This window comes from Rhodococcus sp. NCIMB 12038, from assembly GCF_002165735.1.
GTDB lineage: Bacteria > Actinomycetota > Actinomycetes > Mycobacteriales > Mycobacteriaceae > Rhodococcus_F.
Map to the genome: position 1 here is coordinate 1 of NZ_NHML01000054.1, position 22,314 is coordinate 22,314.

Annotated in this window: 19 protein-coding genes; 7 read left to right on the forward strand and 12 right to left on the reverse strand. The window is 68.1% G+C overall.

What is annotated here, in order from left to right:
- A partial coding sequence (locus CA951_RS40365) for an FAD-dependent oxidoreductase (protein WP_143543185.1) occupies positions 1 to 155 on the reverse strand: 155 nt, incomplete at its 3' end.
- A 67-nt stretch (positions 156 to 222) separates the two neighbouring features.
- Between CA951_RS40365 and CA951_RS40370 the strand changes: the two genes are divergently transcribed.
- Complete coding sequence (locus CA951_RS40370; protein WP_256974284.1) at positions 223 to 2,298, forward strand: prolyl oligopeptidase family protein; 2,076 nt, start codon at positions 223 to 225, stop codon at positions 2,296 to 2,298.
- A gap of 51 nt (positions 2,299 to 2,349) precedes the next feature.
- Here the strand turns inward: CA951_RS40370 and CA951_RS40375 are convergent, their stop codons facing one another.
- Both CA951_RS40375 and CA951_RS40380 read right to left on the reverse strand, forming a co-directional pair.
- The gene (locus tag CA951_RS40375) at positions 2,350 to 3,183 is read right to left on the reverse strand and encodes an alpha/beta fold hydrolase (RefSeq protein ID WP_256974285.1); all 834 of its coding nucleotides are present in this window, start codon (positions 3,181 to 3,183) and stop codon (positions 2,350 to 2,352) included.
- Positions 3,184 to 3,256: 73 nt separating this feature from the next.
- Positions 3,257 to 4,300, reverse strand: a complete 1,044-nt coding sequence (locus CA951_RS40380; RefSeq protein ID WP_087562198.1) for an alpha/beta hydrolase family protein — start codon at positions 4,298 to 4,300, stop codon at positions 3,257 to 3,259.
- Positions 4,301 to 5,034: 734 nt separating this feature from the next.
- Here CA951_RS40380 and CA951_RS40385 point away from each other — a divergent pair.
- Positions 5,035 to 5,241: a PspC domain-containing protein gene (locus CA951_RS40385; RefSeq protein ID WP_012689066.1), complete on the forward strand. Its 207-nt coding sequence runs from the start codon at positions 5,035 to 5,037 to the stop codon at positions 5,239 to 5,241.
- Positions 5,242 to 5,361: 120 nt separating this feature from the next.
- Here the strand turns inward: CA951_RS40385 and groL are convergent, their stop codons facing one another.
- The 5 genes from groL to CA951_RS40410 all read right to left on the reverse strand — a co-directional run bounded on the left by groL (position 5,362) and on the right by CA951_RS40410 (position 10,558).
- Positions 5,362 to 6,987: a chaperonin GroEL gene (gene groL / locus CA951_RS40390; protein ID WP_087562199.1), complete on the reverse strand. Its 1,626-nt coding sequence runs from the start codon at positions 6,985 to 6,987 to the stop codon at positions 5,362 to 5,364.
- A gap of 228 nt (positions 6,988 to 7,215) precedes the next feature.
- Positions 7,216 to 7,770 (reverse strand): DUF6764 family protein, encoded by a 555-nt coding sequence (locus CA951_RS40395; RefSeq protein WP_072948436.1) that lies wholly within the window; start codon positions 7,768 to 7,770, stop codon positions 7,216 to 7,218.
- Between the two features lie 80 nt (positions 7,771 to 7,850).
- Positions 7,851 to 8,630: an HAD-IIA family hydrolase gene (locus tag CA951_RS40400; protein WP_087562200.1), complete on the reverse strand. Its 780-nt coding sequence runs from the start codon at positions 8,628 to 8,630 to the stop codon at positions 7,851 to 7,853.
- Positions 8,631 to 8,650: 20 nt separating this feature from the next.
- A complete protein-coding gene (locus CA951_RS40405) occupies positions 8,651 to 9,544 on the reverse strand; it encodes a universal stress protein (RefSeq protein ID WP_087562201.1) in 894 nt (297 codons plus the stop codon).
- A gap of 12 nt (positions 9,545 to 9,556) precedes the next feature.
- Positions 9,557 to 10,558, reverse strand: a complete 1,002-nt coding sequence (locus CA951_RS40410) for a zinc-binding alcohol dehydrogenase family protein (RefSeq protein ID WP_179220504.1) — start codon at positions 10,556 to 10,558, stop codon at positions 9,557 to 9,559.
- A gap of 147 nt (positions 10,559 to 10,705) precedes the next feature.
- Between CA951_RS40410 and CA951_RS40415 the strand changes: the two genes are divergently transcribed.
- On the forward strand, positions 10,706 to 11,869 hold the full coding sequence (locus tag CA951_RS40415; protein WP_087562203.1) for a helix-turn-helix domain-containing protein: 1,164 nt from the start codon (positions 10,706 to 10,708) through the stop codon (positions 11,867 to 11,869).
- Between the two features lie 85 nt (positions 11,870 to 11,954).
- Positions 11,955 to 13,211: an FAD-binding oxidoreductase gene (locus CA951_RS40420; RefSeq protein ID WP_087562204.1), complete on the forward strand. Its 1,257-nt coding sequence runs from the start codon at positions 11,955 to 11,957 to the stop codon at positions 13,209 to 13,211.
- 20 nt (positions 13,212 to 13,231) lie between these two features.
- Here the strand turns inward: CA951_RS40420 and CA951_RS40425 are convergent, their stop codons facing one another.
- The gene (locus CA951_RS40425) at positions 13,232 to 14,095 is read right to left on the reverse strand and encodes an alpha/beta fold hydrolase (RefSeq protein WP_087562219.1); all 864 of its coding nucleotides are present in this window, start codon (positions 14,093 to 14,095) and stop codon (positions 13,232 to 13,234) included.
- Between the two features lie 125 nt (positions 14,096 to 14,220).
- Positions 14,221 to 15,363, reverse strand: a complete 1,143-nt coding sequence (locus CA951_RS40430) for an RNA-guided endonuclease TnpB family protein (RefSeq protein ID WP_087562205.1) — start codon at positions 15,361 to 15,363, stop codon at positions 14,221 to 14,223.
- A gap of 135 nt (positions 15,364 to 15,498) precedes the next feature.
- Here CA951_RS40430 and CA951_RS40435 point away from each other — a divergent pair, with 135 nt between their 5' ends.
- From CA951_RS40435 to CA951_RS40445, 3 genes are all read left to right on the forward strand, one after another.
- The gene (locus CA951_RS40435) at positions 15,499 to 16,605 is read left to right on the forward strand and encodes a C45 family peptidase (RefSeq protein ID WP_087562206.1); all 1,107 of its coding nucleotides are present in this window, start codon (positions 15,499 to 15,501) and stop codon (positions 16,603 to 16,605) included.
- Between the two features lie 134 nt (positions 16,606 to 16,739).
- Positions 16,740 to 17,162, forward strand: a complete 423-nt coding sequence (locus CA951_RS40440) for a YciI family protein (protein ID WP_087562207.1) — start codon at positions 16,740 to 16,742, stop codon at positions 17,160 to 17,162.
- Positions 17,135 to 18,463 (forward strand): RNA polymerase sigma factor, encoded by a 1,329-nt coding sequence (locus tag CA951_RS40445; protein ID WP_087562208.1) that lies wholly within the window; start codon positions 17,135 to 17,137, stop codon positions 18,461 to 18,463. Before CA951_RS40440 ends, CA951_RS40445 begins: the two co-directional genes overlap by 28 nt.
- Here the strand turns inward: CA951_RS40445 and CA951_RS40450 are convergent.
- Complete coding sequence (locus CA951_RS40450) at positions 18,443 to 19,645, reverse strand: serine hydrolase (RefSeq protein ID WP_087562209.1); 1,203 nt, start codon at positions 19,643 to 19,645, stop codon at positions 18,443 to 18,445. The two genes, CA951_RS40445 and CA951_RS40450, sit on opposite strands and share 21 nt — an antisense overlap.
- Positions 19,646 to 19,838: 193 nt before the next feature.
- Positions 19,839 to 22,259, reverse strand: coding sequence for an excinuclease ABC subunit UvrA (locus CA951_RS40455; protein ID WP_087562210.1), 2,421 nt, complete (start codon positions 22,257 to 22,259; stop codon positions 19,839 to 19,841).
- Positions 22,260 to 22,314: the final 55 nt, after the last annotated feature.

Sequence of the window (22,314 nt, forward strand, 5' to 3'; positions counted from 1 at the left end):
GCCTTCGAGGGGATGCAGCCCACGTTCAGGCACACACCGCCCCAGTACTTCTGCTCGATGATGGCAGTGCTCAGTCCGAGTTGTGCCGCGCGGATAGCAGCGACGTACCCACCGGGACCGGCTCCGAGGACAACGACGTCATAGTGTGAGGTCACGGTTGTTCAGGGTAGTCCCGTCCCGATTCGCTGTCTCCACGCGGTCGCGTTACCCGCGGGTAGCCTCATGCGTCACACCTTTGCCGCCGCGACCAGGCACGACACCGCCTGCAAGAATGGCGCCATGACGGATCCCTTCCTCTGGCTCGAAGATGTCACCGCGGAACGGTCACTCGACTGGGTGCGGGAGCGCAACGCCCGCACGCTCGCCGAGTACACCGAGAACGCCGGGTTCTCCGCGCTGGAGAGCCGGATCCTGGACGTGCTCGACACGGACGACCGGATCCCCTACGCGGGCATGCGCGGCGAGTACCTGTACAACTTCTGGCGCGACGGCGAACACAAGCGCGGCATCTGGCGGCGCACCACCCTCGAGCAGTACCGCACCGACAACCCCGAGTGGGACGTCCTGCTCGACGTCGACGCACTCGCCGAACGGGAGGGCGAGAACTGGGTGTGGGCAGGCGCGAGCGTGCTGCGACCCGAGCAGTCACGTGCCCTGCTGTCGTTCTCGCGCGGCGGCGCCGACGCGTCCGTGGTGCGAGAATTCGACCTCGAGACGCGCGAATTCGTCGGCGGCGACCACGCGTTCGACGTCCCCGAGGCGAAGACCAGCATCAGCTGGATCGACAAGGATACCGTGTACGTCGGGACCGACTTCGGCGAGGGCTCGATGACCGACTCCGGCTACCCGCGAATCGCGAAGCGCTGGCATCGCGGCACACCGTTCACCGAGGCGGTCACCGTCTTCGAGGGCGAGACCACCGATGTGTCCGTCGGCGCGTCGTACGACGACACCCCCGGGTACGAGCGGCACTTCGTCGGCCGGTCGATGGACTTCTACAACTCCGAACGCTACGAACTGCTCCCCGACGGGTCGAAAGTCCGGATCGACACCCCCGACGACGCGGGCTCGTCCGTGTACCGCGAGTGGTTGACCATCCGTCCGCGCACCGACTGGGAGGTGGACGGCACCGTCTACCCGGCCGGGTCGCTGCTCGCCGCGAACTACGCCGACTTCCTCGCCGGGTCCCGTGAGCTGACGCCGCTGTTCACCCCGGACGAGCACACGTCCCTCGAACAGGGAACGTGGACCCGGAACCACCTCCTCCTCGTGCGGCTGTCGGACGTGCAGACCAAGCTGTCGGTGCTCACGCCCAACGACACCGGGTGGGAGGAGAAGCCGCTCGACGGTGTCCCGGAACTCACCGCGAGCGGGATCATCAGCACCGACCCGCGCACCAGCGACGACTTCTTCGTCAACTCCAGCGGATTCACCACACCGGCGACGCTGCTGTACGGCTCGGTCGGGGGCGCGCTCGAACCCGTCAAGCAGGCGCCCTCGTTCTTCGACGCGGACGGCATGTCGGTGTCGCAGCACTTCGCGGTGTCCGACGACGGAACCGAGATCCCCTACTTCGTCGTGCGCCGCGACGACGTGACCGGACCCTGCCCCACCATGCTGTACGGGTACGGCGGCTTCGAGAACTCGATGGTCCCCGGGTACAGCGGGTCGGTCGGGTTCGCGTGGCTCGAACGCGGCGGCGCGTACGTGGTCGCGAACATCCGCGGCGGCGGCGAGTACGGCCCCTCATGGCACACCCAGGCGGTGCGGGAGGGTCGGCACAAGGCGTTCGAGGACTTCGCCGCCGTCGCCCGCGACCTCGTGGCCCGGGGCATCACCACGTCGAAGCAACTCGGGATCCAGGGCGGCAGCAACGGCGGACTGCTCATGGGCGTCATGCTCACCCGCTACCCGGAACTGTTCGGCGCGATCGTGTGCCAGGTTCCGCTCCTCGACATGAAGCGGTATCACCTGCTGCTCGCCGGGGCGTCGTGGATGGCCGAGTACGGCGATCCGGACAACCCGGACGACTGGAAGTTCATCGGCGAGTACTCGCCGTATCAGAACGCCGATCCGGCGGCGGACTACCCGCCGATCCTCGTCACCACCTCCACCCGCGACGATCGCGTCCATCCCGGCCACGCCCGCAAGATGACGGCGCTGCTGGAAGAGCAGGGCCACGAGGTCTGGTACTACGAGAACATCGAAGGCGGGCACGGCGGGGCCGCCGACAACGCGCAGGCCGCATTCAAATCGGCGCTCACGTTCACGTTCCTGTGGGAGCAGCTCACCCGTTGACCCCACCTGTGAGTACTTCTTAACCGCCGGCGGTTAATAAGTACTCACAGGTCAGGTGTGGTCGTGGATCCAGTCGACGATCCGGTCGACGGTGCTCGCGGGCTCGCGGATCCACCCGTTGTGGCCGAGCGGTTGCGGCTGGTGCCACAGCGTGACGTCCGCGTTCGGGAGTTTCGCGAGGAGGTTCTTCGCCGCCGATTCCGGAGCCAGATCGTCCCCTTCGACGGTCACGGACAGCACCGGCAGTTTCAGCCGGCCGATGCGTTCCTCGTAGTCGATGTCGGCGCCGTCGGGTTCGATCCTGCCGGTGCGGGCGAATCGCGACCAGTCGGTGATCAGCACCTTCGACTGCCGTCCGAACCCGCCGATGTCCAGTTTGTCGCCGGGCCAGAACCCGGCCAGGTTGGCGGTCATCGACATCGCCGCGGCGCCGACGAGCATCCGCGGGGCGTGGATCCCTGGGAACCCGCGGTGATACGGCGACCCGGACGCGACGAGCACGATCCCGCCGAGCCTGCCCCGGATCCGTGCCCCGTACATCACGCCGAGCTGACCGCCCATGCTGTGCCCGAGCAGGAACGGCGTCGCGGCCGGAAAACGTTCCCGCACCACCTCGAAGATCGCGGGAAAGTCGAGGGCCACCAGTTCGTGGTAGCCGTACGTGCTGTCGCTGCTCGGGCGGGGGCGGCTGTCGCCCTGGCCGCGGAGTTCGCCGATCGCCGCGTTGAATCCCCGGGACACGAGTTCCTCGGCGAAGGGTTCGTAGTAGCCGGCGGGAATTCCCAGGCCGGGAAACACCACGACCACGGGGGCGTCGTCCGGGCCGGGAAACAGGCGAACCGGAGTGGTGGTTCCGTCGGGCATCTGGATCGGTACTGTCTCCACTTCGTCAGACTAGACGGCTCGACCCCCGCAGATCCGGGATCTGCGGGGGTCGATTCTGTTCCGAGACCGGACGCTACAGGCCGATCGACGCGGCGAGCATCGGCCACGACTTGTGCAGGTCTTCCTGCCAGTAGGTCCAGGAGTGGGTGCCGGTGGGCCGGAAGTCGAACGTCGCGGGAATCTGCAGTTCGTTCAGCCTGTCCGCCAGCGCGTGGGTGCACTGGTTCGTGGCGGCCTCGATGACGCCGCCGACGAGGATCTGGTTGGCGAGCGTTCCGACGTCGCCGTTGATTCCCGGTGCGTTCAGCTGATCGCCCGCCCCGGGCAGCCCGGATCCGTTGCTGACGTAGATGTCGAGTCCGCGCAGCTTCTCCGCGTTGATGTACGGGTCGTTGGCGGCCCAGCCGGGACCGTTTTCAGGACCCCACATGTTGGAGGTGTCACCGCCGCCACGACCCTCGACGACCATCTGTACGTACGCGCGGCCGGGGTCGGTGCTGGTCATCGCGCACCCGCTGTAGGCGCCGACGCTCTGGTACAGGTCTGGCGCCGACTGCGCCAGGCTCAGCACGGAGCTACCGGCCATCGAGATGCCGGCGATCGAGTTGACGCCGTTGGTGTCGAGCGCGGAGTCGACGATCGGCGGAAGTTCCTGCGTGAGGAACGTCGTCCACTTGTTGTTGCCCAGTTCGGGGTCGGTCTGCTCCCAGTCGGTGTAGTAACTGAATGCGCCCTCCATGGGCGTGACGACGTTGACGTTCTTGTCGGCGAAGAAGTCGACGACGTCGGTCCGGGCCTGCCACGTCGCGGAGTCCTCGCCGCCGCCCGCACCGTTGAGCAGGTACAGCGTCGGCCTCGGGGCGCTCGTGTCCGCGGGAGTGATCACCCGCAGCGGAATCTCCCGGTCCATGGAGGCCGAGTACACGTGAATGGTCGACTGCCGGTCGTCGATCGGGTCGGTGCTCACCAGGTGGGAGCCGCCGGCCGCGACAGTGGCGTCTTCGGCGGGATCGGCGGAAGCGGACGCCTGGACCCCGAGGCACGGAATGGCCGTCGTCAGAGCGACCGCGAGCGCCAAGCGCACCCCGTACTTACCCGCTGCAGTGCGGTTGACCATCGTTCTCCTTCGCTGCGACGTCGCCTGCCCGACTCCGTAGAGGCGAGAGCTGGAGCCCACATGATGTCATGTGAACTCCAGCTCTCGTTCAGAAGTGGGGTCGAAACGGGGTGTCCCTATCCCCCGACGGACCCGAGGAAGCCGATCAGTGTGGTGAGCGCTTCGAGCAGACCCAGAAGGCTGTCGGACATAGTATTACTCCTATTCGACGCAGTGGATTTTCGAACTCCCCCTGCGATCAGGGGCTCCGTCATTTGTACCCGAGATTTCGCTGCGAATAAGCACGAAGTGGTAAACATTTGCGATCGTTGACTTAACGAAGAACCGTTGTTTGGACACCGGCTAATCCTCAATTACCTTCGAAACACGCCGCGCGAACAGGGGATACGCCGAGACCTCGACCCCCGACTTCCCGTTCCCGTAATCGAAGAGCGACAGAACATACTTCGCTTCACCGTTTCCGGACCTTTTCTTGTCGTTGCCCTCGAATTTCCCGCCGAAGAAACGAAGAGTTGGCGAATTTCGCACATCTCTTCTTTGGCCGTGCTACACGAATCCCATTTGTCCAGAAATAGAAATAATGCAAACAAAAGTTTTCAGTGTTACACCAATTCGAACCGAAGTGTGGGATATCGAGTGCTTCGGCGCGTCGCCGCTGCTCAGGGTGAAAGACCAGGGTGGAGATCGGGGTACATCCCGATGTGCCGGCCGGTTTCGGCGAACAGGATGGAGGCATGACATTCGACAGCAACACTCCCCGCCAGTTCACCCGTTCCGACAGCCAGAAGATGCTCGCAGGCGTCTGCGGCGGCGTCGCCGAATACTTCTCGGTGGACGTCAACCTCGTCCGGTTGCTCACCGTGGTGGCCACCCTGGTCACCGGCGGCACCGCGGCCCTCGTCTACCTCGCCGCCTGGATGCTGATGCCTGCCGGACACTGAGACGACGAAAAGAGCCCGGGACACCAGTTGGTGTCCCGGGCTCTTTCGGAGCACTTCGTGCCCGTGAGTGGGAAACGAGTCCGGGGACTCCTCAGCCACGCACGGGAGGCGTAGCCGCCTTTAGAAGTCCATACCGCCCATGCCGCCGGTCGGGTCGCCCACGGGCGCTCCGGCCTTCTCCGGCTTGTCGGCGACGACGGCCTCGGTGGTCAGGAACAGAGCCGCGATGGACGCTGCGTTCTGCAGCGCGGAGCGGGTGACCTTGACCGGGTCGTTGATGCCGGCTTCGAGCAGGTCGCCGTACTCGTTGTTCGCGGCGTTGAGGCCGTGACCTGCGGGCAGGTTGCGAACCTTCTCGGCAACGACGCCGGGCTCGAGGCCCGCGTTGAAGGCGATCTGCTTCAGCGGTGCTTCGAGGGCGACGCGAACGATGTTCGCACCCGTGGCCTCGTCACCTTCGAGCTTCAGGTCGTCCAGTGCGGGAGCCGACTGCAGCAGAGCCACGCCACCACCGGCGACGATGCCCTCTTCGACGGCAGCCTTGGCGTTACGCACGGCATCTTCGATGCGGTGCTTGCGCTCCTTGAGCTCCACCTCGGTGGCAGCGCCGGCCTTGATGACTGCAACGCCACCGGCCAGCTTGGCCAGGCGCTCCTGCAGCTTCTCGCGGTCGTAGTCGGAGTCGCTGTTCTCGATCTCGGCGCGGATCTGGGACACGCGACCGGCGATGGCCTCGGGGTCTCCCGCGCCTTCGACGATGGTGGTCTCGTCCTTGGTGATGACGACCTTGCGTGCCTGGCCGAGCAGCTCGAGTCCGGCGGTCTCCAGGGAGAGGCCGACCTCTTCGCTGATGACCTCGCCACCGGTGAGGATGGCGATGTCGGCGAGCTGAGCCTTGCGACGGTCACCGAAGCCGGGAGCCTTGACGGCCACGGACTTGAAGGTGCCACGGATCTTGTTGACCACCAGGGTGGACAGGGCTTCGCCCTCGACGTCCTCGGCGATGATGACCAACGGCTTGCCGGACTGGATGACCTTCTCCAGCAGCGGCAGCAGGTCCTTGACCGTGGAGATCTTGGAGCTCACGAGCAGGATGTACGCGTCCTCGAGGACGGCTTCCTGACGCTCCGGGTCGGTGGCGAAGTACGCCGAGATGTAGCCCTTGTCGAAGCGCATGCCCTCGGTGAGCTCGAGCTGCAGGCCGAAGGTGTTGGACTCCTCGACCGTGATGACGCCTTCCTTGCCGACCTTGTCCATGGCCTCGGCGATGAGCTCGCCGATGGACGGGTCGCCTGCGGAGATACCAGCGGTAGCAGCGATCTGCTCCTTGGTGTCGATCTCCTTGGCGGTCTCGAGCAGACGCACGGTGACGGCCTCGACGGCCTTCTCGATGCCGCGCTTCAGACCCAGCGGGTTGGCGCCGGCAGCGACGTTGCGGAGGCCCTCACGGACGAGAGCCTGGGCGAGAACGGTAGCGGTGGTGGTTCCGTCGCCGGCGACGTCGTCAGTCTTCTTGGCGACCTCCTTGACCAGCTCGGCACCGATCTTCTCGTAGGGGTCCTCGAGCTCGATCTCCTTGGCGATGGACACGCCATCGTTGGTGATCGTGGGAGCGCCCCACTTCTTCTCGAGCACGACGTTGCGACCCTTGGGGCCCAACGTCACCTTGACTGCGTCGGCGAGGGCGTTGAGTCCCCGCTCGAGGCCGCGACGGGCCTCTTCGTCGAACGCGATGATCTTGGCCATTGCGAAGTGATCCTCCGGATTGGGGGTGACACACAAGGCGACCGCTAGTCGGGTCGCCTCATTTACGCCTTCGGCCGAGTTCGGTGCCCGCGACGGACGACCAGGGGTGTCTGTGGTTCCCGGTCTCACCGTCCCGACCTGGCACTCACCCGTGGCGAGTGCCAAGTGCATTTTTAGCACTCGAACAGGGTGAGTGCAAGGTCGGGACGGAAGCGCTGTGCGGGGCGATCAGCGCATCGCGCAGACCTGACCGGTGTTCAGGTTGAAGGCGAGGGACAGCGCGCCGACGCAGTCGACGCCGTTCGCGTCGGCCGTCGCACCCGAACCCCAGCCCGCGATCGCGACAGTGGTGGTGCCGTCGGCCGCGCCCGAACGGGCGATGCCGCCGCCGAGCGAGACGGCGTACGCCTGACCCGAGCCCGTCGACGCACCGAGCGACGTTCCGTATCCGTTGGCGTACGTGGTGGCGCCGCTGTGCCCGTTGGCGACACTCACCGCGGTGCCGCTGTCCGCGGCCATCGCGTGGGCGGTGCCGGCCTCGGTCGCCTTGGCGCCGCAGCTCGCGGTGTCCGACACCTGGACGTCGTTGGCCGACGGCGGGGAGACGCAGTTGACGGGGGCGGCACCGGCGACGCCTGCGCCGGCCACCGAGATTCCCGCCGCGACGCCCAGACCCACGGCCATCGCCGCTCCCACACGTGCCAGCCGTCGGCCGAACAGAGACGAGATACGAGTGCGCGATGCCGAGGCGGTCGAGGTGACGGGGGTGGAGACAGCGAGCATGGAAGCTCCTTCTGGGAACGTCGAATTGGAGGATTCGCCGCGAGAGTACCCGCTCCGGGCCGGTTAGTCCCGGACCCCGCTCAGGCGAGTTCGTCGAGGAGCTTGGGCAGCTGCGCGACCGAGTCGACGACGTGGTCCGGTCGCTGCGCGACGAGGTCCAGAATCGACTGGCGGAACTTGCCCGTCCGCACCAGTACACCGGTGAGTCCCACCCGCTGCGCGGCCAGAACGTCACCCGTCAGGTCGTCGCCGACCATCATCGTCACGTCCGGTCCCGTACCCATCAGATCGGTGGCGGTGAGGAACGCGGCGAGCGACGGCTTGCCGACCGACACGACGTTGGTTCCCGCGACCTCCTCCATCCCGGGGAGGTAGGTGCCCGTGTCGATGCGCAGCCCGTCGTGGGTGGCCCACGTGGTGCCCCGGTGCATCGCGACGACGGGGACGCCGTCGAGCATCAACTCGACCACGCGGCTGAGTGCGCCGTGGGTGAATTCGGGCCCGGCGCCGCCGAGGATCACCACCTCCGGGTTCTCGTCGTCCAGTTCGATCCCGGACAGATCGGCGGTGATGTCGCCGCTGTTGAGGACCCAGGCCCGCGACCCGGGATAGGTCGACCGGACGTACTCGGCGGTGAGCCGCGCCGCGGTGACGATCTCGTCGGAGTCGGCTTCGATGCCTGCCGACCGGAGGGCGTCGGCGATCTCGTCGCACGTCCTCGACGTCGTGTTGGTGAGGTACGCGCACGCGAGTCCGCGCTCGCGCACCTCCCGCACCGCGGCGGCGGCACCGTCGATCGGATGCCACGAAGTAACCAGCACACCGTCGATATCGAGCAGGACACCCTCGACCCCAGCCATGACAGGAGCCTATCCCGGCATCACTGCCGAGTCCGGCAGACGAGGACGGGGCAGGGAGCGTGATGCACGAGATTCTGGCTGACGGATCCGAGCAGGGCACCCATCACCTTGCCCCGGCCGTGGCTACCGACGACCAGCAGTTGCGCGGTCGCCGCATGCCGCAGTAGGACGTCGGCGGACGCCCCCTGCGTCGAAACCTCGGTCACCGGCACGTCGGGATACTCGTCGCGGGCGCCGGCGAGGCATTCGGACACGACGGCCTTCTCCCCTTCCTCGTAGGCGGCCCAGTCGACGTACTTCGACGCGTGCGCGAGCCCGTGCTGCTTCTCTCCGCTCCACGCGTGCACCGCGTCCAGACCGACCCCGAACGCGGACGCGAGCGCGAACGCCTCCTCGACGGCGTTCTCGCTGACCTGGCTGCCGTCGACGCCGACGACGATCGGGCGGGCGTCCGGTGAGGCCGGCGCAGGCGCTCCCCGGACCACCGCGACCGGGCTGTGCGCGTGGTTGACCGTCCGCAGGACCGTGGATCCGAGGAGGTAGTCGGTGACCGCACCCGCACCCTGCGCGCCGACCGCGACGATCCGCGCCGCCCGCGACAGCTCGATCAGGTGGGACGCCGCGGTCCCGGATCGGACGTCGCGCTCGACGGCGAGGCCGGGCTGATCCTGCAGGGCGGCGGCGGTGGCGGCGTCGAGCATCGTGTTGCCGTCCTCGCGCAGTTCCTGGATGAACTGGGCGTCGATCATCATCGCGGTGCCGTTGTAGAACGTGGCCTCGTCCGGGTACGTGTGGGCGAGCAGGAGCGGGGCGCCGAGCCGGGCCGCCGCGCCCGCGGCCCAGCGCGCCGCGTCGAGCGCGGCCCGGGAACCGTCGATACCGACGACGACGGGTGACCCTGCTTGTTCGCTCATATCTCTCTCCCTCTACGGCTCGAGAACTGCTGCACCGCTGAACTTTCCGACCGCCAGGTCCTTCAGGGCCCGGTCGGCGTGGTCGAGTGGGTACGGGTGGGTGTCGATGCTCAGCCGGTGTTCCGCTGCGATGCGCAGGAATTCGACGGAATCCGAACGGGTGTTGGCGGTGACGCTGCGGATCTGACGTTCCCGGAACAGGTGCCGCTGATACTCGAGCGCGGGGATGTCGGTGAGGTGGATTCCGGCGACGGCGAGGGTGCCGCCGTCGGCGAGCGCCTCCATCGCGACGGGCACCAGGTCGCCGACCGGGGCGAACAGGATCGCGGAGTCGAGGGGCTCCGGCGGTGTGTCGCGCACGCCCTGCACGGATGACGCCCCGAGTCGCTCCGCCAGCGCCCGGGCCTCCGCCCCTCGTGTCATGACGTGTACCCGGGCGCCGCGCGCCAGCGCGACCTGGGCGGTGAGGTGCGCACTGCCGCCGAACCCGTAGATGCCGAGCGCGCCGCCGACGGGGACCGCGGCACGTTCGAGTGCCCGGTAGCCGATGATCCCGGCGCACAGCAGCGGGGCGAGTTCGGTGTCCGTGTACCCCTCCGGCAGGTGCAGCGCGTAGCCGGCCGGGACCGTCGCGAACTCGGCGTACCCGCCGTCCGCGTCCCATCCCGTGTACTGCGACTGCCTGCACAGGTTCTCCGCGCCGCGCAGGCAGGCCGCGCACTGTCCGCACGTGTGCCGGAGCCACGCGATGCCCACCCGGTCCCCGACGGCGAAGGACCCGGCCACCGAATCACCCAGCGCGGCAACCTCTCCCACCACCTCGTGGCCGGGAATCACCCGGGGCCGGTGCACGGGGAGATCCCCCTCCGTCACGTGCAGGTCGGTGCGGCACACTCCGCACGCCAGGACCTTCACGAGAAGATCGCCCGGTCCCGGCTCGGGGATTCGCTCGCGGCCCCGTTCCAGCGGGTGGCCCGCCACGGGCCCCGGAGCGACCACGCGCCACGCGGTCATCGTTCCGGTTCCGCCCTGCGTCGCCGCCATACCCCCACAATGCCCGTGACGGGTGGCCACCGCCAGGACCGAAGAGGCCCGTGTCTCGAGGACACGGACCGCGGCGAAGACCCTGCCGGATCGCGTCCGGCAACTAGGCTCGCACCCATGGACCTGCGCGGTGAAGACCTGTTCACGGTGGCGGGGTCGCTGGCCGAGCTGATCGGGGCCCCGATCACGATCGAGGACGAGAACTCGACGGTCCTGGCCTATTCGAGCGGCGAGCAGGCCGTGGACCAAGCGCGCATCGAGACCATCCTGGGACGGCAGGTGCCCGGGAAGTACCGGCAACTCCTCGAGGACGCGGGCGTCTTCGAGCGTCTGCATCGGGACACCGACGTCTTCTACGTGGACATGCGACTGCCGAACATGACTCCCCGCGCGGTGATCGCGGTGCGGGACGCGGGACGGTCGGTCGGGTCGATCTGGGCGGCGATGACGTCGGCCCCCACCCCGGAACAGGAATCGATCCTGCGGTCCGCGGTCCCGGTCGTCGCCGAGCACATCGCGGCGGAGCGGGAACGGGTGGACGTGACGCGCCGGATGCAGGTCGACCGCGTTCGTGCGCTGATCAACGGCGGCGAGTCCGCTTTCCGTGCCGCCGACGACCTCCGGCTGGAGGGACGGCTGACGGTCGCGGCGGCCGCCCCCGTCGCGATCGGGCGCCCGCTGCCCTCCGGTTTACTCGCCTCCCTCGGCCTGTACCTCGACACGCTGGCGGTCGATTCGGTCGCCGCGCAACTCGACGACGTCATCTACGTGGTCATCGCCGCGTCGGAGAAGGACGTCCGGCGCCTCGCGGAGGACTTTCTCGGTCGCGCCCGCAGCGGGGCTACGTTCGTGGTCGCCGTCGGACGCGAGGTGAGCACGGCCAGCCAGGCGCACCTGTCGCGCGGGGACGCCGACCGGGTGCTCACCGTGCTGCAGCACGCCCGGTCCGGTGGTGTCGCCGGGACGATGCGGGACAGTCTCGCGTCCGTGCTGGCGTTGCGCGTCGCCGACATCTTCGACGGCCTGGGCGAGCTCACCCCGCTCGCCGCGCTCACCCGGCACGACGAGCAGCACGGCACCGATCTCGTCGCCACTGCCCGCGCCTTCCTGGCGCACGGCGGCGACGTCGCCGATGCCGCCGCCGCGCTGCACGTGCATCCCAACACGCTGAGGAATCGGCTGCGGCGCTGCGTCGGTTCGTGCGACGTGGACCTGGCCGACGCCGACACCCGGCTCATCCTGATGCTGCACCTGAAGCTGACGGGACTGCGGGATTTGTGACCCCTGGCCGATTGCACAGGGGGCGCTGTCCGGAATTGGCCGAACGGCTACTGCCCCGGCTCCGTCGCCCGCCGATCATGGAGTCATGAGCACAGTGCAGCGCCCTGACCATGTCGCGATCGTCGGAGCAGGCGTCGTCGGATTGTCCACGGCGTGGTTCCTCCAGGAGCGTGGCGTGCGCGTCACCGTCGTCGACCGTGCGGGTGTCGCGGCGGATGCGTCGTGGGGCAATGCGGGTTGGCTCGCACCGGCATTGACGCTGCCGCTGCCCGAGCCGGCCGTGCTGCGGTACGGCCTGCGCGCGATGCTGAATCCGTCCTCGCCGGTCTACGTTCCGTTCACGACGGATCTGCGGCTGGTGCGTTTCCTCGTCGGTTTCGCCCGGCACTGCACGCCTTCCCGGTGGGCGGACGCGATGAAGGTGTACGCCGACGTCAACCGGATCTCCCTGGGCGCCTACGACGAACTCGCGGACGGCGGCGTCCGGGAGCACACGCATCTCGCCGACCCGTTCCTCACCGCGTTCAAGTCGGACGAGGACCGCGAGGCGCTCGTCGACGAGTTCCGGCACGTCGAGGCCGCGGGCGGCGAGGTCGAATACGACCGCGTCGACCGGGACGAGATTCATTCTCTCGAGCCGAGTCTCGGCGACGGCGTGCACTCCGGGCTGCGGCTGCGCAACCAGCGCTTCATCGACCCACCGCGCTTCGTGCATTCGCTCGCCGACGCGGTCCGCGCCCGGGGCGGCGAGATCAGGTCCGGCTTCGACGTGGTGGCGGTGCAGGATCGGGGGCAGTCGGACGTCCGACTGGTCGCGGCTTCCGGCGACACGGTGACCGCCGATTCCGTCGTCCTCGCCGGCGGCGCACACCTCAATACTCTCGCCCGCCCGTTCGGTGTCCGCGCCCTGGTGCAGGCCGGCCGCGGGTACAGCTTCAGCGTCCAGCCCGAGCAGATGCCGAAGAACCCGATCTACTTCCCCACCCAGCGGGTGGCGTGCACCCCGCTGCACGACCGTTTCCGCGTCGCCGGAATGATGGAATTCCGCAGTCCCGACGCACCTCTCGATCCGCGCCGGGTACAGGCGATCATCGCGGCCGCGACGCCCATGTTCACCGGCATCGACTGGGAGTCGCGTCAGGAGGAGTGGGTCGGATCCCGGCCCTGCACCACCGACGGGCTTCCGCTCGTCGGCGCCACCCGCTCCCCCCGTGTGCACGTGGCGGGCGGCCACGGCATGTGGGGCATCGCCCTGGGGCCGCTCACCGGACGCATGATGGCCGACTCCATGACCGGCGGCGAGGTTCCCGCCGTCATGCGGCATTTCGACCCGCTGCGCTGAACCAGGCTGCTGAACCAGGCTCAGGACCGGGCCGCCCAGAATCTGCGCAGTTCGACGACCAGTTCGCGTGAACGCTCGTCGGGGAAGAACAACTTGCCACCCCGGATCTCCACGACTTCCCGGGCTCCCGGAATGAGATCGCGGAGCCGGTAGGCCCACGGGGTCCGGAAGAACAGGTCTCCGGTGCCCCACACGATGAGTGTGGGCACCTCGAGCGCCGCGAGGTCCGACTCGACCGCGAGCAGGTCGCGCGGATTCAGCGACGCGATCCAGCGCTGGAAGAGCAACGCGCGGTCGCGGGTGCCGAGCAGCGGCTCGACGTACGCCGCCACGACCTCTTCCGGTAGCGAACGCACGTTCTGATACCCGGTGCCGTACAACAGCTTACGAGCCCTCGTCACGTTCCTCGTCAACGGCGGCAGGATGCGGGCAAGCAGTCCGGCCCGGGCCAGCAACACGGTTGGCAGGAACGCCTTCGGCGGCACGTTGTCGTGGGTGTCACAGTTCGTCAGCGTCAGCGTCGACAACCGGTCGGGGTGCCGGGCGGCGTAGATCTGCGCGACAGCGCCGCCGGTGTCGTTGGCGACCACGTCGACCTTGTCCAGGCCCAGCGCGTCGCAGGTGGCCGCGACGACGTCGGCCAGGGCGCCCAGCGTGAAGTCCTGATCGGGTGCGGCGGGGGTGTGACCGTGCAGCGGGAGGTCCAGGGCGATGCAGCGTCGTTCGTCCTCGAGTTGACGGATCACGTTGCGCCAGAGGTAGCCGGACGTCCCGACGCCGTGAATGAAGAACGCCACCCGGCCGGCACCGGAATCGAGGTAGCTGACCGGTCCACGGTCGGTGTCGACGGTCTTCCGGCGTGTCTCGAACTCCGCGAGAGTCATGCGGACCATCTCCTGCAATCCACGGTACTCGAGACTTGACTTCCTCTCGGCCGTGAACGACCGAGATTCCCCTCGAGACTCACGTCCCGAGGTTCCTGTTTCACCGACAGTTGCCTCCCCACACCTTATGTGCGGGGTGGTCTCACACCGTCTCCGCAGGCTGCCACCGTCAGTCCGACGGCCAAAATGTTCCTCGCCGCATTCACATCCCGATCACGGACGACGCCGCACCGGCACGCCCACTCCCGCACCTCCAGCGGCATCGCCGAGACGACCTCCCCGCACACCGAGCAGGTCTTCGACGACGGACAGAACCGNTCGACCGCCACCACCCGCCGCCCGTACCAGNCGGCCTTGTACTCGAGCATCGACCGGAACTCCGACCACCCCGCATCCGAGATCGCCCGGGACAACGACCGATTCTTCACCATGTTCCGCACACTCAGATCCTCGATGGCGATCACTTGGTTTTCGCGCACCAGTCGAGTGGAGAGTTTGTGCAGATAATCGCGACGCCGATCGGCGATCCGGCCATGAATCTTCGCGACCTTCAGTCGGGCCTTGGCCCGGTTACGGGANCCCTTCTGCTTCTTGGCCAGTGCCCGTTGCGCCTTCGCCAGCCGCGCACGGTCCCTGCGCTCGTGGCGCGGGTTGGTGATCTTCTCCCCCGTCGAGAGCGTGTACAGGCTGGTGATCCCGGCGTCGAGCCCCACCACTTGATCGGTCGGTTCGAGTGCGGTGATGGTGTCCTCGACGAGGATCGAAACATGGTACTGACCGCGAGCATTGCGCGACACCGTCACCTGCGACGGCACGGCCCCCTCCGGCAGCGGCCTCGACCACCGAATNTCCAGNGGTTCGGACTGCTTGGCCAACCGGAGCTGCCCGCCCCGGTAGGTGAAGCAGTTCGAGNAGTAGGTCGCCGAATCCTTCGACCGGCCCTTCCTCTTGAACTGCGGGTAGCCGGATTGTTTGCGCCAGAACGTCTCGAACGCACCCTGCAACTGCCGCAGCGATTCCTGCAACGGCCCCTTCGACGGCTCCGCCAACCACGCGGTCTCGGGGTCCCGTTTCCATCCGGTGAGCATCGTCGAGGTGTCCGCGTAGGTGATCCGGCGTTGCTCCTGCGACCAGGCACGCGTCCGCTCGGCCAACGCCCGGTTGTAGACATATCGGGTGCTCCCGAACGTCCGAGCAAGCTGTTCCGCCTGCACCGCAGTCGGATAGAAACGGTACTTGAACGCCCGCTTCACCACCCTCCCCGCCATAACCCAGACACTAGCCACACGGTCCGACAAAACCGATCGGCTATCCCGGCCCTGAAGGACCGGGTATGTGCCGAAAGACTCACGGATCAATTGCTCCACAGCTTTATTCACACCATCTGGATAACTAGGACGATAATGACCGAATCCACCACTGCCCGCCCCCACGTCTGCGTCGACGACACCCGGCCGCACGCACGCGGTTTCGCCCGCGGCACCCAGCTGCGCACCGACCTCCCTGCATCCGTAGAACTCTATCTGCGCCTGTTCGATACGGTCGGGGTGAGCGAGAACCACACCCGCGACTGCGCGCACCGACTCGCGGATGTCCTGGGGGCGTGGGGCCCCCGGTACCTCGAGGAGATCGAGGGCATCGCTGCCGGCGCCGGGCTCGAACCCTGGCACGTGATGGCGCTGAACGGCCGCACGGAGATCCTGTCCCAGGCCACCGCGACCCGCCCCGGCGAGTGTTCCACCATCGTCTACGGACCCGCGGATCGCACGTCGGCGCCGTTCGGGATCCAAACCTGGGACTGGCATCAGGAACTCGACCCGTATTGGCACACCCATCAGGTGCGCGGAACCTCCCACGCCTACGTCGGGCTGACCGAGCACGGCCTTCTCGGCAAGATCGGGATGAACAGCGTCGGCCTCGGCGTGTTCTTCAACATCCTCGGCCACCGCGACGACGCACCGGCGGGGGTGCCCGTGCACATCCTGTCGGCGGCGGTCCTCGGTGAAGCCGGAACCGTCGGCGAGGCCCTCGATCTGCTGCGCTCGGCGCCGATCGCGACCTCGGGCGCGCTGACGCTGATCGACCCCGACACCGTCGCCTGCGCCGAGGTCAGCCCCGTCGGCGTCGCCGCCCTGCACCCGACCGACGGGTACCTGACGCACACCAACCATTTTCTCGACCCGGCCAACGCCGCCCGCGAGAAGTCCGGCCTGTACGAGCCCGACTCGCAGGACCGCTACGGGCTGATCGCCTCCCGGCAGCAGCGGTACGCGGCACCGGCCGTCGCCGATCACCTCGTCGAGTACCTGTACTCCGACCCCGGACAACCCCAGCTGTGCTGCGTCCCCGCGCCGGACGCGGTCTTCGGTCAGCGCTGGGCCACCCTGTCGACGGTGCTGCTCGAACCCGAACACCGGCGTGCCCGCATCCTCGCCGGCACGCCGATCGACGCCCGCCGACGGCCGTGGACGACCCTCGACGCCACCGCCACCGCCACCGGGCCCACGTGAGTGGCAAAGCGTGCCGGCGCACTCTTTGCCACTCACGTGAAGATTTTTTTCCAGGTGTGTCGATTCATGACGCTCCCCGTTCGACCTGAGGATGAGAAGGTCCAAGAGGGCCCCGACATCCAAGGAGACGAACCATGAAGTACATGCTGATCATGCGCGCCACGGACGAAACCTTCGCCGCGTTCCAGGACGCCGACTTCGGCGAGATCATGGACGCGATGGGCAAGTTCAACGACGAGATGATCCGGGCGGGCGTGCTGCTCGCGGCCGAGGGTCTGGACCCCGACCCCGAATCGGGTGTCGTGGTCGACTACTCCTCCGAGACGCCGGTGGTGACCGACGGCCCCTACGGTGAGACGAAGGAGTTGTTCGGCGGCTTCTGGATGCTCAACGTGGCGTCGAGGGAGGAGGCCGTGGAGTGGGCCAAGCGTGCCCCGATGGCCGGTCCCGGGGCGAAGGCGGAGATCCGCAGGGTCACCACGATCGACGAGTTTCCGCAGGACAACGAATGGATCCAGAAGGAGCGGGCGTGGCGCGAAGAGACCGGCCAGCTCTGAGTGGGTCGGCGGGCGGCGGCCACACCGGGCGTGAGGCCGTCGCCGCCGTCTGGCGGATCGAGTCGGCGCGGATCGTCGGCGCGCTCGCCCGGTACACCGGCGATTTCGCGCTGGCCGAGGATCTCGGTCAGGAGGCGCTGGCGGAGGCGCTCGTGAGCTGGCCACGCGACGGCATCCCCAACAACCCGGCGGGATGGTTGCTCACCGTCGGCCGCCGCCGCGCGATCGACGCGTTCCGCCGGCGCGCCGCCCTCGACGAGCGGTACGCCGTCCTCGCCCACGAACTGGGCGAGGGCGGCGCCGTCTCGGGTCCCGCGCCTGCCGATCCGGCCCGCGGCACCGGCGACGTGCTGTGGGATCCGGACCAGATCGACGACGACATCCTCGCGTTGATGTTCATCTCCTGCCACCCCGTGTTGTCGCGGGAGGCGAGGGTGGCGCTCACGCTGCGGGTGGTCGGCGGTCTGACGAGCGACGAGATCGCGAAGGTGTTCCTCGTCCCGACCGCGACCGTGCAGGCCCGGATCACCCGTGCGAAGAAGACGCTCGGCGCCGCCCGGGTGCCGTTCGAGGTGCCGCCCGCCGGGGAGCGGACCGAGCGGCTCGGCTCGGTACTCAGCGTCATCTACCTGATCTTCACGGAAGGGTCGTCGGCCAGCTCCGGCGACGACCTGATCCGCCTCGACCTGGCGAGCGAGGCGCAGCGCCTCGCCCGGGTGCTGACCCGGCTCGTACCCGACGAGCCCGAGGTCCACGGCCTGCTCGCGCTGCTCGAGCTGACCGCGGCGCGGTTCCCGGCCCGCACGGGGCCGGACGGCGAGCCGGTGCTGCTCGAACAACAGGACCGCCGCCGCTGGGACCGTTCCGCGATCCGGCGCGGACGCGCCGCCCTCGCCCGCGCCGGACAGGTCGGCCGGGGCCTGGGCGCCTACGGCCTGCAGGCGGCGATCGCCGAATGCCATGCCGTCGCACCGTCGGTCGACGCGACGAACTGGGAACGGATCGTCCTCGTCTACGAGGCACTCGGCAGGCTCGCGCCGTCACCGGTGGTCGACCTCAACCGGGCGGTGGCGGTGTCCATGGCCCAGGGACCGGCCGCGGCGCTGCCGATCGTGGACAAGCTGGTGGCCGCGCAGGCGCTGTCGAACTCGCACCTGCTGCCCGGCGTTCGCGGCGAACTGCTCACACGCCTGGGACGCACCGACGAGGCACGGACCGAACTCGAGGCCGCCCTGAAACTGTGCGGCAACGAGCGTGAGCGGACCGTGCTCGAACGGAAGCTATCCGACCTGGACGGGTGACGCGACCGGGGCGTGACGGTAGGCCGTGGTCTCGAAGTCCAGGTAGCCGCCGAACGAGACGGGGTCGGCGAACGGCAGGATCTGCGTGGCCCAGTACCCGGCAATTCCGGTGCGGCGATCGATCCAGTAGTACGAGTTGGCGAGCCCCGCCCACCCGAGCGACCCCTTGGGACGGCCGGTCGGTGCGTCCTCCTCGTTCACCATGAACGTGTACGCCCACGACTTACGCTGCCCGGGAAAGAATTCGGCGTCGTTCGTGAGAGCCGGAATCACGGCGGGCAGCATCCCGACCTCCTGGCCCTCCAGACCGTTGCACACGGCCGCCTGCACCGTGTCGGCCCGTAGCACTCGCCCGCCGGGCGCGTCGCCGTCGTTCAGCCACATCCGCAGGAACTTCAGGTAGTCGCCGACCGTCGAGTACAGGCCGTGCCCGCCCATGTGGATTTCCGGGTCCTGCGGGAGCACCAGATCCAGTGGGGTCAGCCGGCCGTCCTCCTCCCGTTGGTGAATCGTCGCGCGCCTCGCCGCCATCGACCCGGAGAGGGCGAACGACGTGTCGTGCATGCCGAGCGGCGCGAACACCCGCTCGGCCATCACCTCGCCGAGCCGCTTGCCGCGGATCGCCTCGACCACCTGACCGGCCCAGTCGATGTTCGTGCCGTACTGCCATTTCGTGCCCGGATCGAACAGCAACGGCGTCTTCAGCGACGCCCTGCTCGCCGTGATCACGCTGGGCTGGTCGTGTTCCACCCCCAGCCGGTTGTAGGTCTCGTCGAAGAACGCGTATCCGAACCCGGCGGTGTGCAGCAACAGCATCCGGGTGGTGATGTCGCGTTTCGGGGCCCGCAGCACCGGGTCGCCGTGATCGTCGAAACCCTCGATGACCTGGATGTCGCCGAGTTCCGGAACGTACTCGCGGGCCGGCGCATCGAGGTCGAGCAGACCCTCCTCGGCGCACTGCAGCACCGAGGTCCCGGTGATCGCCTTGGTGGTGGAGAAGATCGCGAACACGGTGTCGGTGGTCATCGGTTCGCCGTCGGCGACGGACCGCACGCCGGCCGCACCCTCGAACACCGTCCGGTCGCGGTCGGTCAGCATCGCCACCACTCCGGGCACCCGTGGCGCCCCGTCCGCGGTGACGTCGTCGAGAACCTTGCCGAGCGCGGCATCGAGATCGGACATTCCACTCTCCTGTCATGTCTGTGGTCACTGGCCGAAAGTGACGCTAGGACCGGCGGGAGGGTGGTGACGTCTCTGTTCGGCAGGGCACGTCTCGGTTCGGCACTATCCGGTGGCGGGCGTCACAGTCGCGGCGCGACCGGCACACGGAAAGGCCCCCGGCTGCCGTGGGCAACCGGGGGCCGACACCGTGGTGTCAGGAGCCGACGTACGCCGCGAGGTGCTCGCCGGTGAGGGTGGAGGCTGCGGCCACCAGATCCTCCGGCCTGCCCTCGAAGACGATCCGGCCGCCGTCGTGGCCGGCGCCCGGGCCGAGGTCGATGATCCAGTCGGCGTGCGCCATGACCGCCTGGTGATGCTCGATGACGATCACCGACTTGCCGGAATCGACGAGCCGGTCGAGCAGCCCGAGCAACTGTTCGACGTCGGCGAGGTGGAGGCCGGTGGTCGGCTCGTCGAGCACGTAGATCTCGCCCTTGTCGGCCATGGCAGTGGCCAGTTTGAGCCGCTGCCGTTCGCCGCCGGACAGCGTGGTGAGCGGCTGCCCGAGGCTGAGGTAGCCGAGTCCGACGTCGGCGAGCCGCTGCAGAATCTTGTGCGCCGCCGGGATCCGTGCCTCGCCGGCGCCGAAGAATTCCTCGGCCTCGGCCACCGGCATCGCGAGCACTTCGGCGATGTTCCGGCCGCCGAGCTTGTACTCCAGCACCTCGGCCTGGAACCGCTTGCCCTCGCATTCCTCGCACGGGGATTCGACGGTGGCCATCACGCCGAGGTCCGTGTAGATGACGCCGGCGCCGTTGCACGTGGGGCAGGCGCCCTCGGAGTTGGAGCTGAAGAGCGCCGGCTTCACACCGTTGGCCTTCGCGAACGCCTTACGGATCGGTTCGAGCAGTCCGGTGTAGGTGGCCGGGTTGCTGCGCCGGGACCCCTTGATCGCGCCCTGGTCGATCGCCACCACGCCGTCCCGGTCCGACACCGAACCGTGGATCAGCGAACTCTTGCCCGAGCCCGCCACCCCGGTCACGACCACCAGCATGCCGAGTGGGATGTCGACGTCGACGCCGCACAGGTTGTGGGTGTCCGCGCCGCGCACCTCCAGCGCCCCCGACGATTCGCGGACGGACGACTTCAGCGTCGCGCGGTCGTCCAGGTGCCGCCCGGTGATCGTGTCACTGGCCCGCAGACCCTCGACGGTGCCCTCGAACACCACCTCGCCGCCCTCGGTTCCTGCGCGCGGCCCGAGATCGACGACGTGGTCGGCGATCACGATCGCCTCCGGCTTGTGCTCGACGACGAGCACCGTGTTGCCCTTGTCGCGCAACTGCAACAGCAGACCGTTCATCCGCTGAATGTCGTGCGGATGCAGGCCGATGGTCGGCTCGTCGAAGACGTACGTGACATCGGTGAGCGAGGAGCCGAGATGACGGATCATCTTCGTGCGCTGCGCCTCTCCGCCGGACAGCGTGCCGGACGGCCGGTCGAGCGAGAGGTAGCCGAGACCGATTTCCGTGAACGAGTCGAGGAGGTGCTGCAGCCCGGTGAGCAGCGGCGCCACCGACGGTTCCTTCAGGCCGCGCACCCAGTCTGCGAGGTCGCTGATCTGCATCGAGCAGACGTCGGCGACGTTCTTCCCCTTGATCTTCGACGAGCGCGCACCCTCGCTGAGCCGGGTGCCGTCGCAGTCGGGGCAGGTGGCGAACGTGATCGCCCGCTCCACGAACGCGCGGATGTGCGGCTGCATCGCGTCGACGTCCTTGGCCAGGAACGACTTCTGGATCTTCGGGATCAGGCCCTCGAACGTGATGTTGACGCCCTCGACCTTGATCTTGGTCGGCTCCTTGTACAGCAGGTCCTGCAACTGTTTCTTGGTGAACTTCGCGATCGGCTTGTCCGGGTCGAAGAAGCCGCAGCCGCGGTAGATGCGGCCGTACCAGCCCTCCATGCTGTAGCCGGGAATCGTGAGCGCACCCTCGTTCAGCGACTTGCTGTCGTCGTACAGCGCCGTCAGGTCGAAATCGGTGACCGATCCCCGGCCCTCGCACCGCGGACACATGCCGCCGGTGATGCTGAAACTCCGCCGCTCCTTCGTCTGCTGGCCACCGCGTTCGATGGTGACCGCGCCCGCGCCGGAGATCGATGCGACGTTGAACGAGAACGCCTGGGGCGAACCGATGTGCGGCTTCCCGAGGCGGCTGAACAGGATCCGCAGCATCGCGTTGGCGTCGGTGGCGGTGCCGACGGTCGAGCGGGGGTTCGAGCCCATCCGCTCCTGGTCGACGATGATCGCCGTGGTCAGCCCGTCGAGCACGTCGACGTCGGGTCGGGCCAGCGTCGGCATGAACCCCTGCACGAACGCGCTGTACGTTTCGTTGATCATCCGCTGCGACTCCGCGGCGATCGTGGCGAACACCAGCGAACTCTTGCCCGAGCCGGACACTCCGGTGAACACCGTCAGCCGGCGCTTCGGCAATTCGACGCTGATGTCCTTGAGGTTGTTCTCGCGCGCACCGTGCACGCGGATCAGGTCGTGACTGTCGGCAAGATGCAGCTCAGGCGACTCCGCGGTTTCCCGTCCCCTCGCTCGCCCCGTCGTCTCCGTCTTCGTGGCCGGGCTCATCGTGTCTCCATCTGTTCGGGCGGAGCCGCGTTCACGGTCTCCGTCGGGTCGACTT

What these genes read in the sequence shown, in the direction of transcription:
- CA951_RS40380 (WP_087562198.1), bottom strand. Translation starts at nt 4,300, where the DNA reads ATGGTCAACCGCACTGCAGCGGGTAAGTACGGGGTGCGCTTGGCGCTC.
- CA951_RS40455 (WP_087562210.1), bottom strand. Translation starts at nt 22,259, where the DNA reads ATGAGCCCGGCCACGAAGACGGAGACGACGGGGCGAGCGAGGGGACGG.
- groL (WP_087562199.1), bottom strand. Translation starts at nt 6,987, where the DNA reads ATGGCCAAGATCATCGCGTTCGACGAAGAGGCCCGTCGCGGCCTCGAG.
- CA951_RS40405 (WP_087562201.1), bottom strand. Translation starts at nt 9,544, where the DNA reads ATGAGCGAACAAGCAGGGTCACCCGTCGTCGTCGGTATCGACGGTTCC.
- CA951_RS40425 (WP_087562219.1), bottom strand. Translation starts at nt 14,095, where the DNA reads ATGACTCTCGCGGAGTTCGAGACACGCCGGAAGACCGTCGACACCGAC.
- CA951_RS40415 (WP_087562203.1), top strand. Translation starts at nt 10,706, where the DNA reads ATGGACCTGCGCGGTGAAGACCTGTTCACGGTGGCGGGGTCGCTGGCC.
- CA951_RS40435 (WP_087562206.1), top strand. Translation starts at nt 15,499, where the DNA reads ATGACCGAATCCACCACTGCCCGCCCCCACGTCTGCGTCGACGACACC.
- CA951_RS40385 (WP_012689066.1), top strand. Translation starts at nt 5,035, where the DNA reads ATGACATTCGACAGCAACACTCCCCGCCAGTTCACCCGTTCCGACAGC.
- CA951_RS40400 (WP_087562200.1), bottom strand. Translation starts at nt 8,630, where the DNA reads ATGGCTGGGGTCGAGGGTGTCCTGCTCGATATCGACGGTGTGCTGGTT.
- CA951_RS40420 (WP_087562204.1), top strand. Translation starts at nt 11,955, where the DNA reads ATGAGCACAGTGCAGCGCCCTGACCATGTCGCGATCGTCGGAGCAGGC.
- CA951_RS40395 (WP_072948436.1), bottom strand. Translation starts at nt 7,770, where the DNA reads ATGCTCGCTGTCTCCACCCCCGTCACCTCGACCGCCTCGGCATCGCGC.
- CA951_RS40440 (WP_087562207.1), top strand. Translation starts at nt 16,740, where the DNA reads ATGAAGTACATGCTGATCATGCGCGCCACGGACGAAACCTTCGCCGCG.
- CA951_RS40450 (WP_087562209.1), bottom strand. Translation starts at nt 19,645, where the DNA reads ATGTCCGATCTCGATGCCGCGCTCGGCAAGGTTCTCGACGACGTCACC.
- CA951_RS40410 (WP_179220504.1), bottom strand. Translation starts at nt 10,558, where the DNA reads ATGACCGCGTGGCGCGTGGTCGCTCCGGGGCCCGTGGCGGGCCACCCG.
- CA951_RS40370 (WP_256974284.1), top strand. Translation starts at nt 223, where the DNA reads ATGCGTCACACCTTTGCCGCCGCGACCAGGCACGACACCGCCTGCAAG.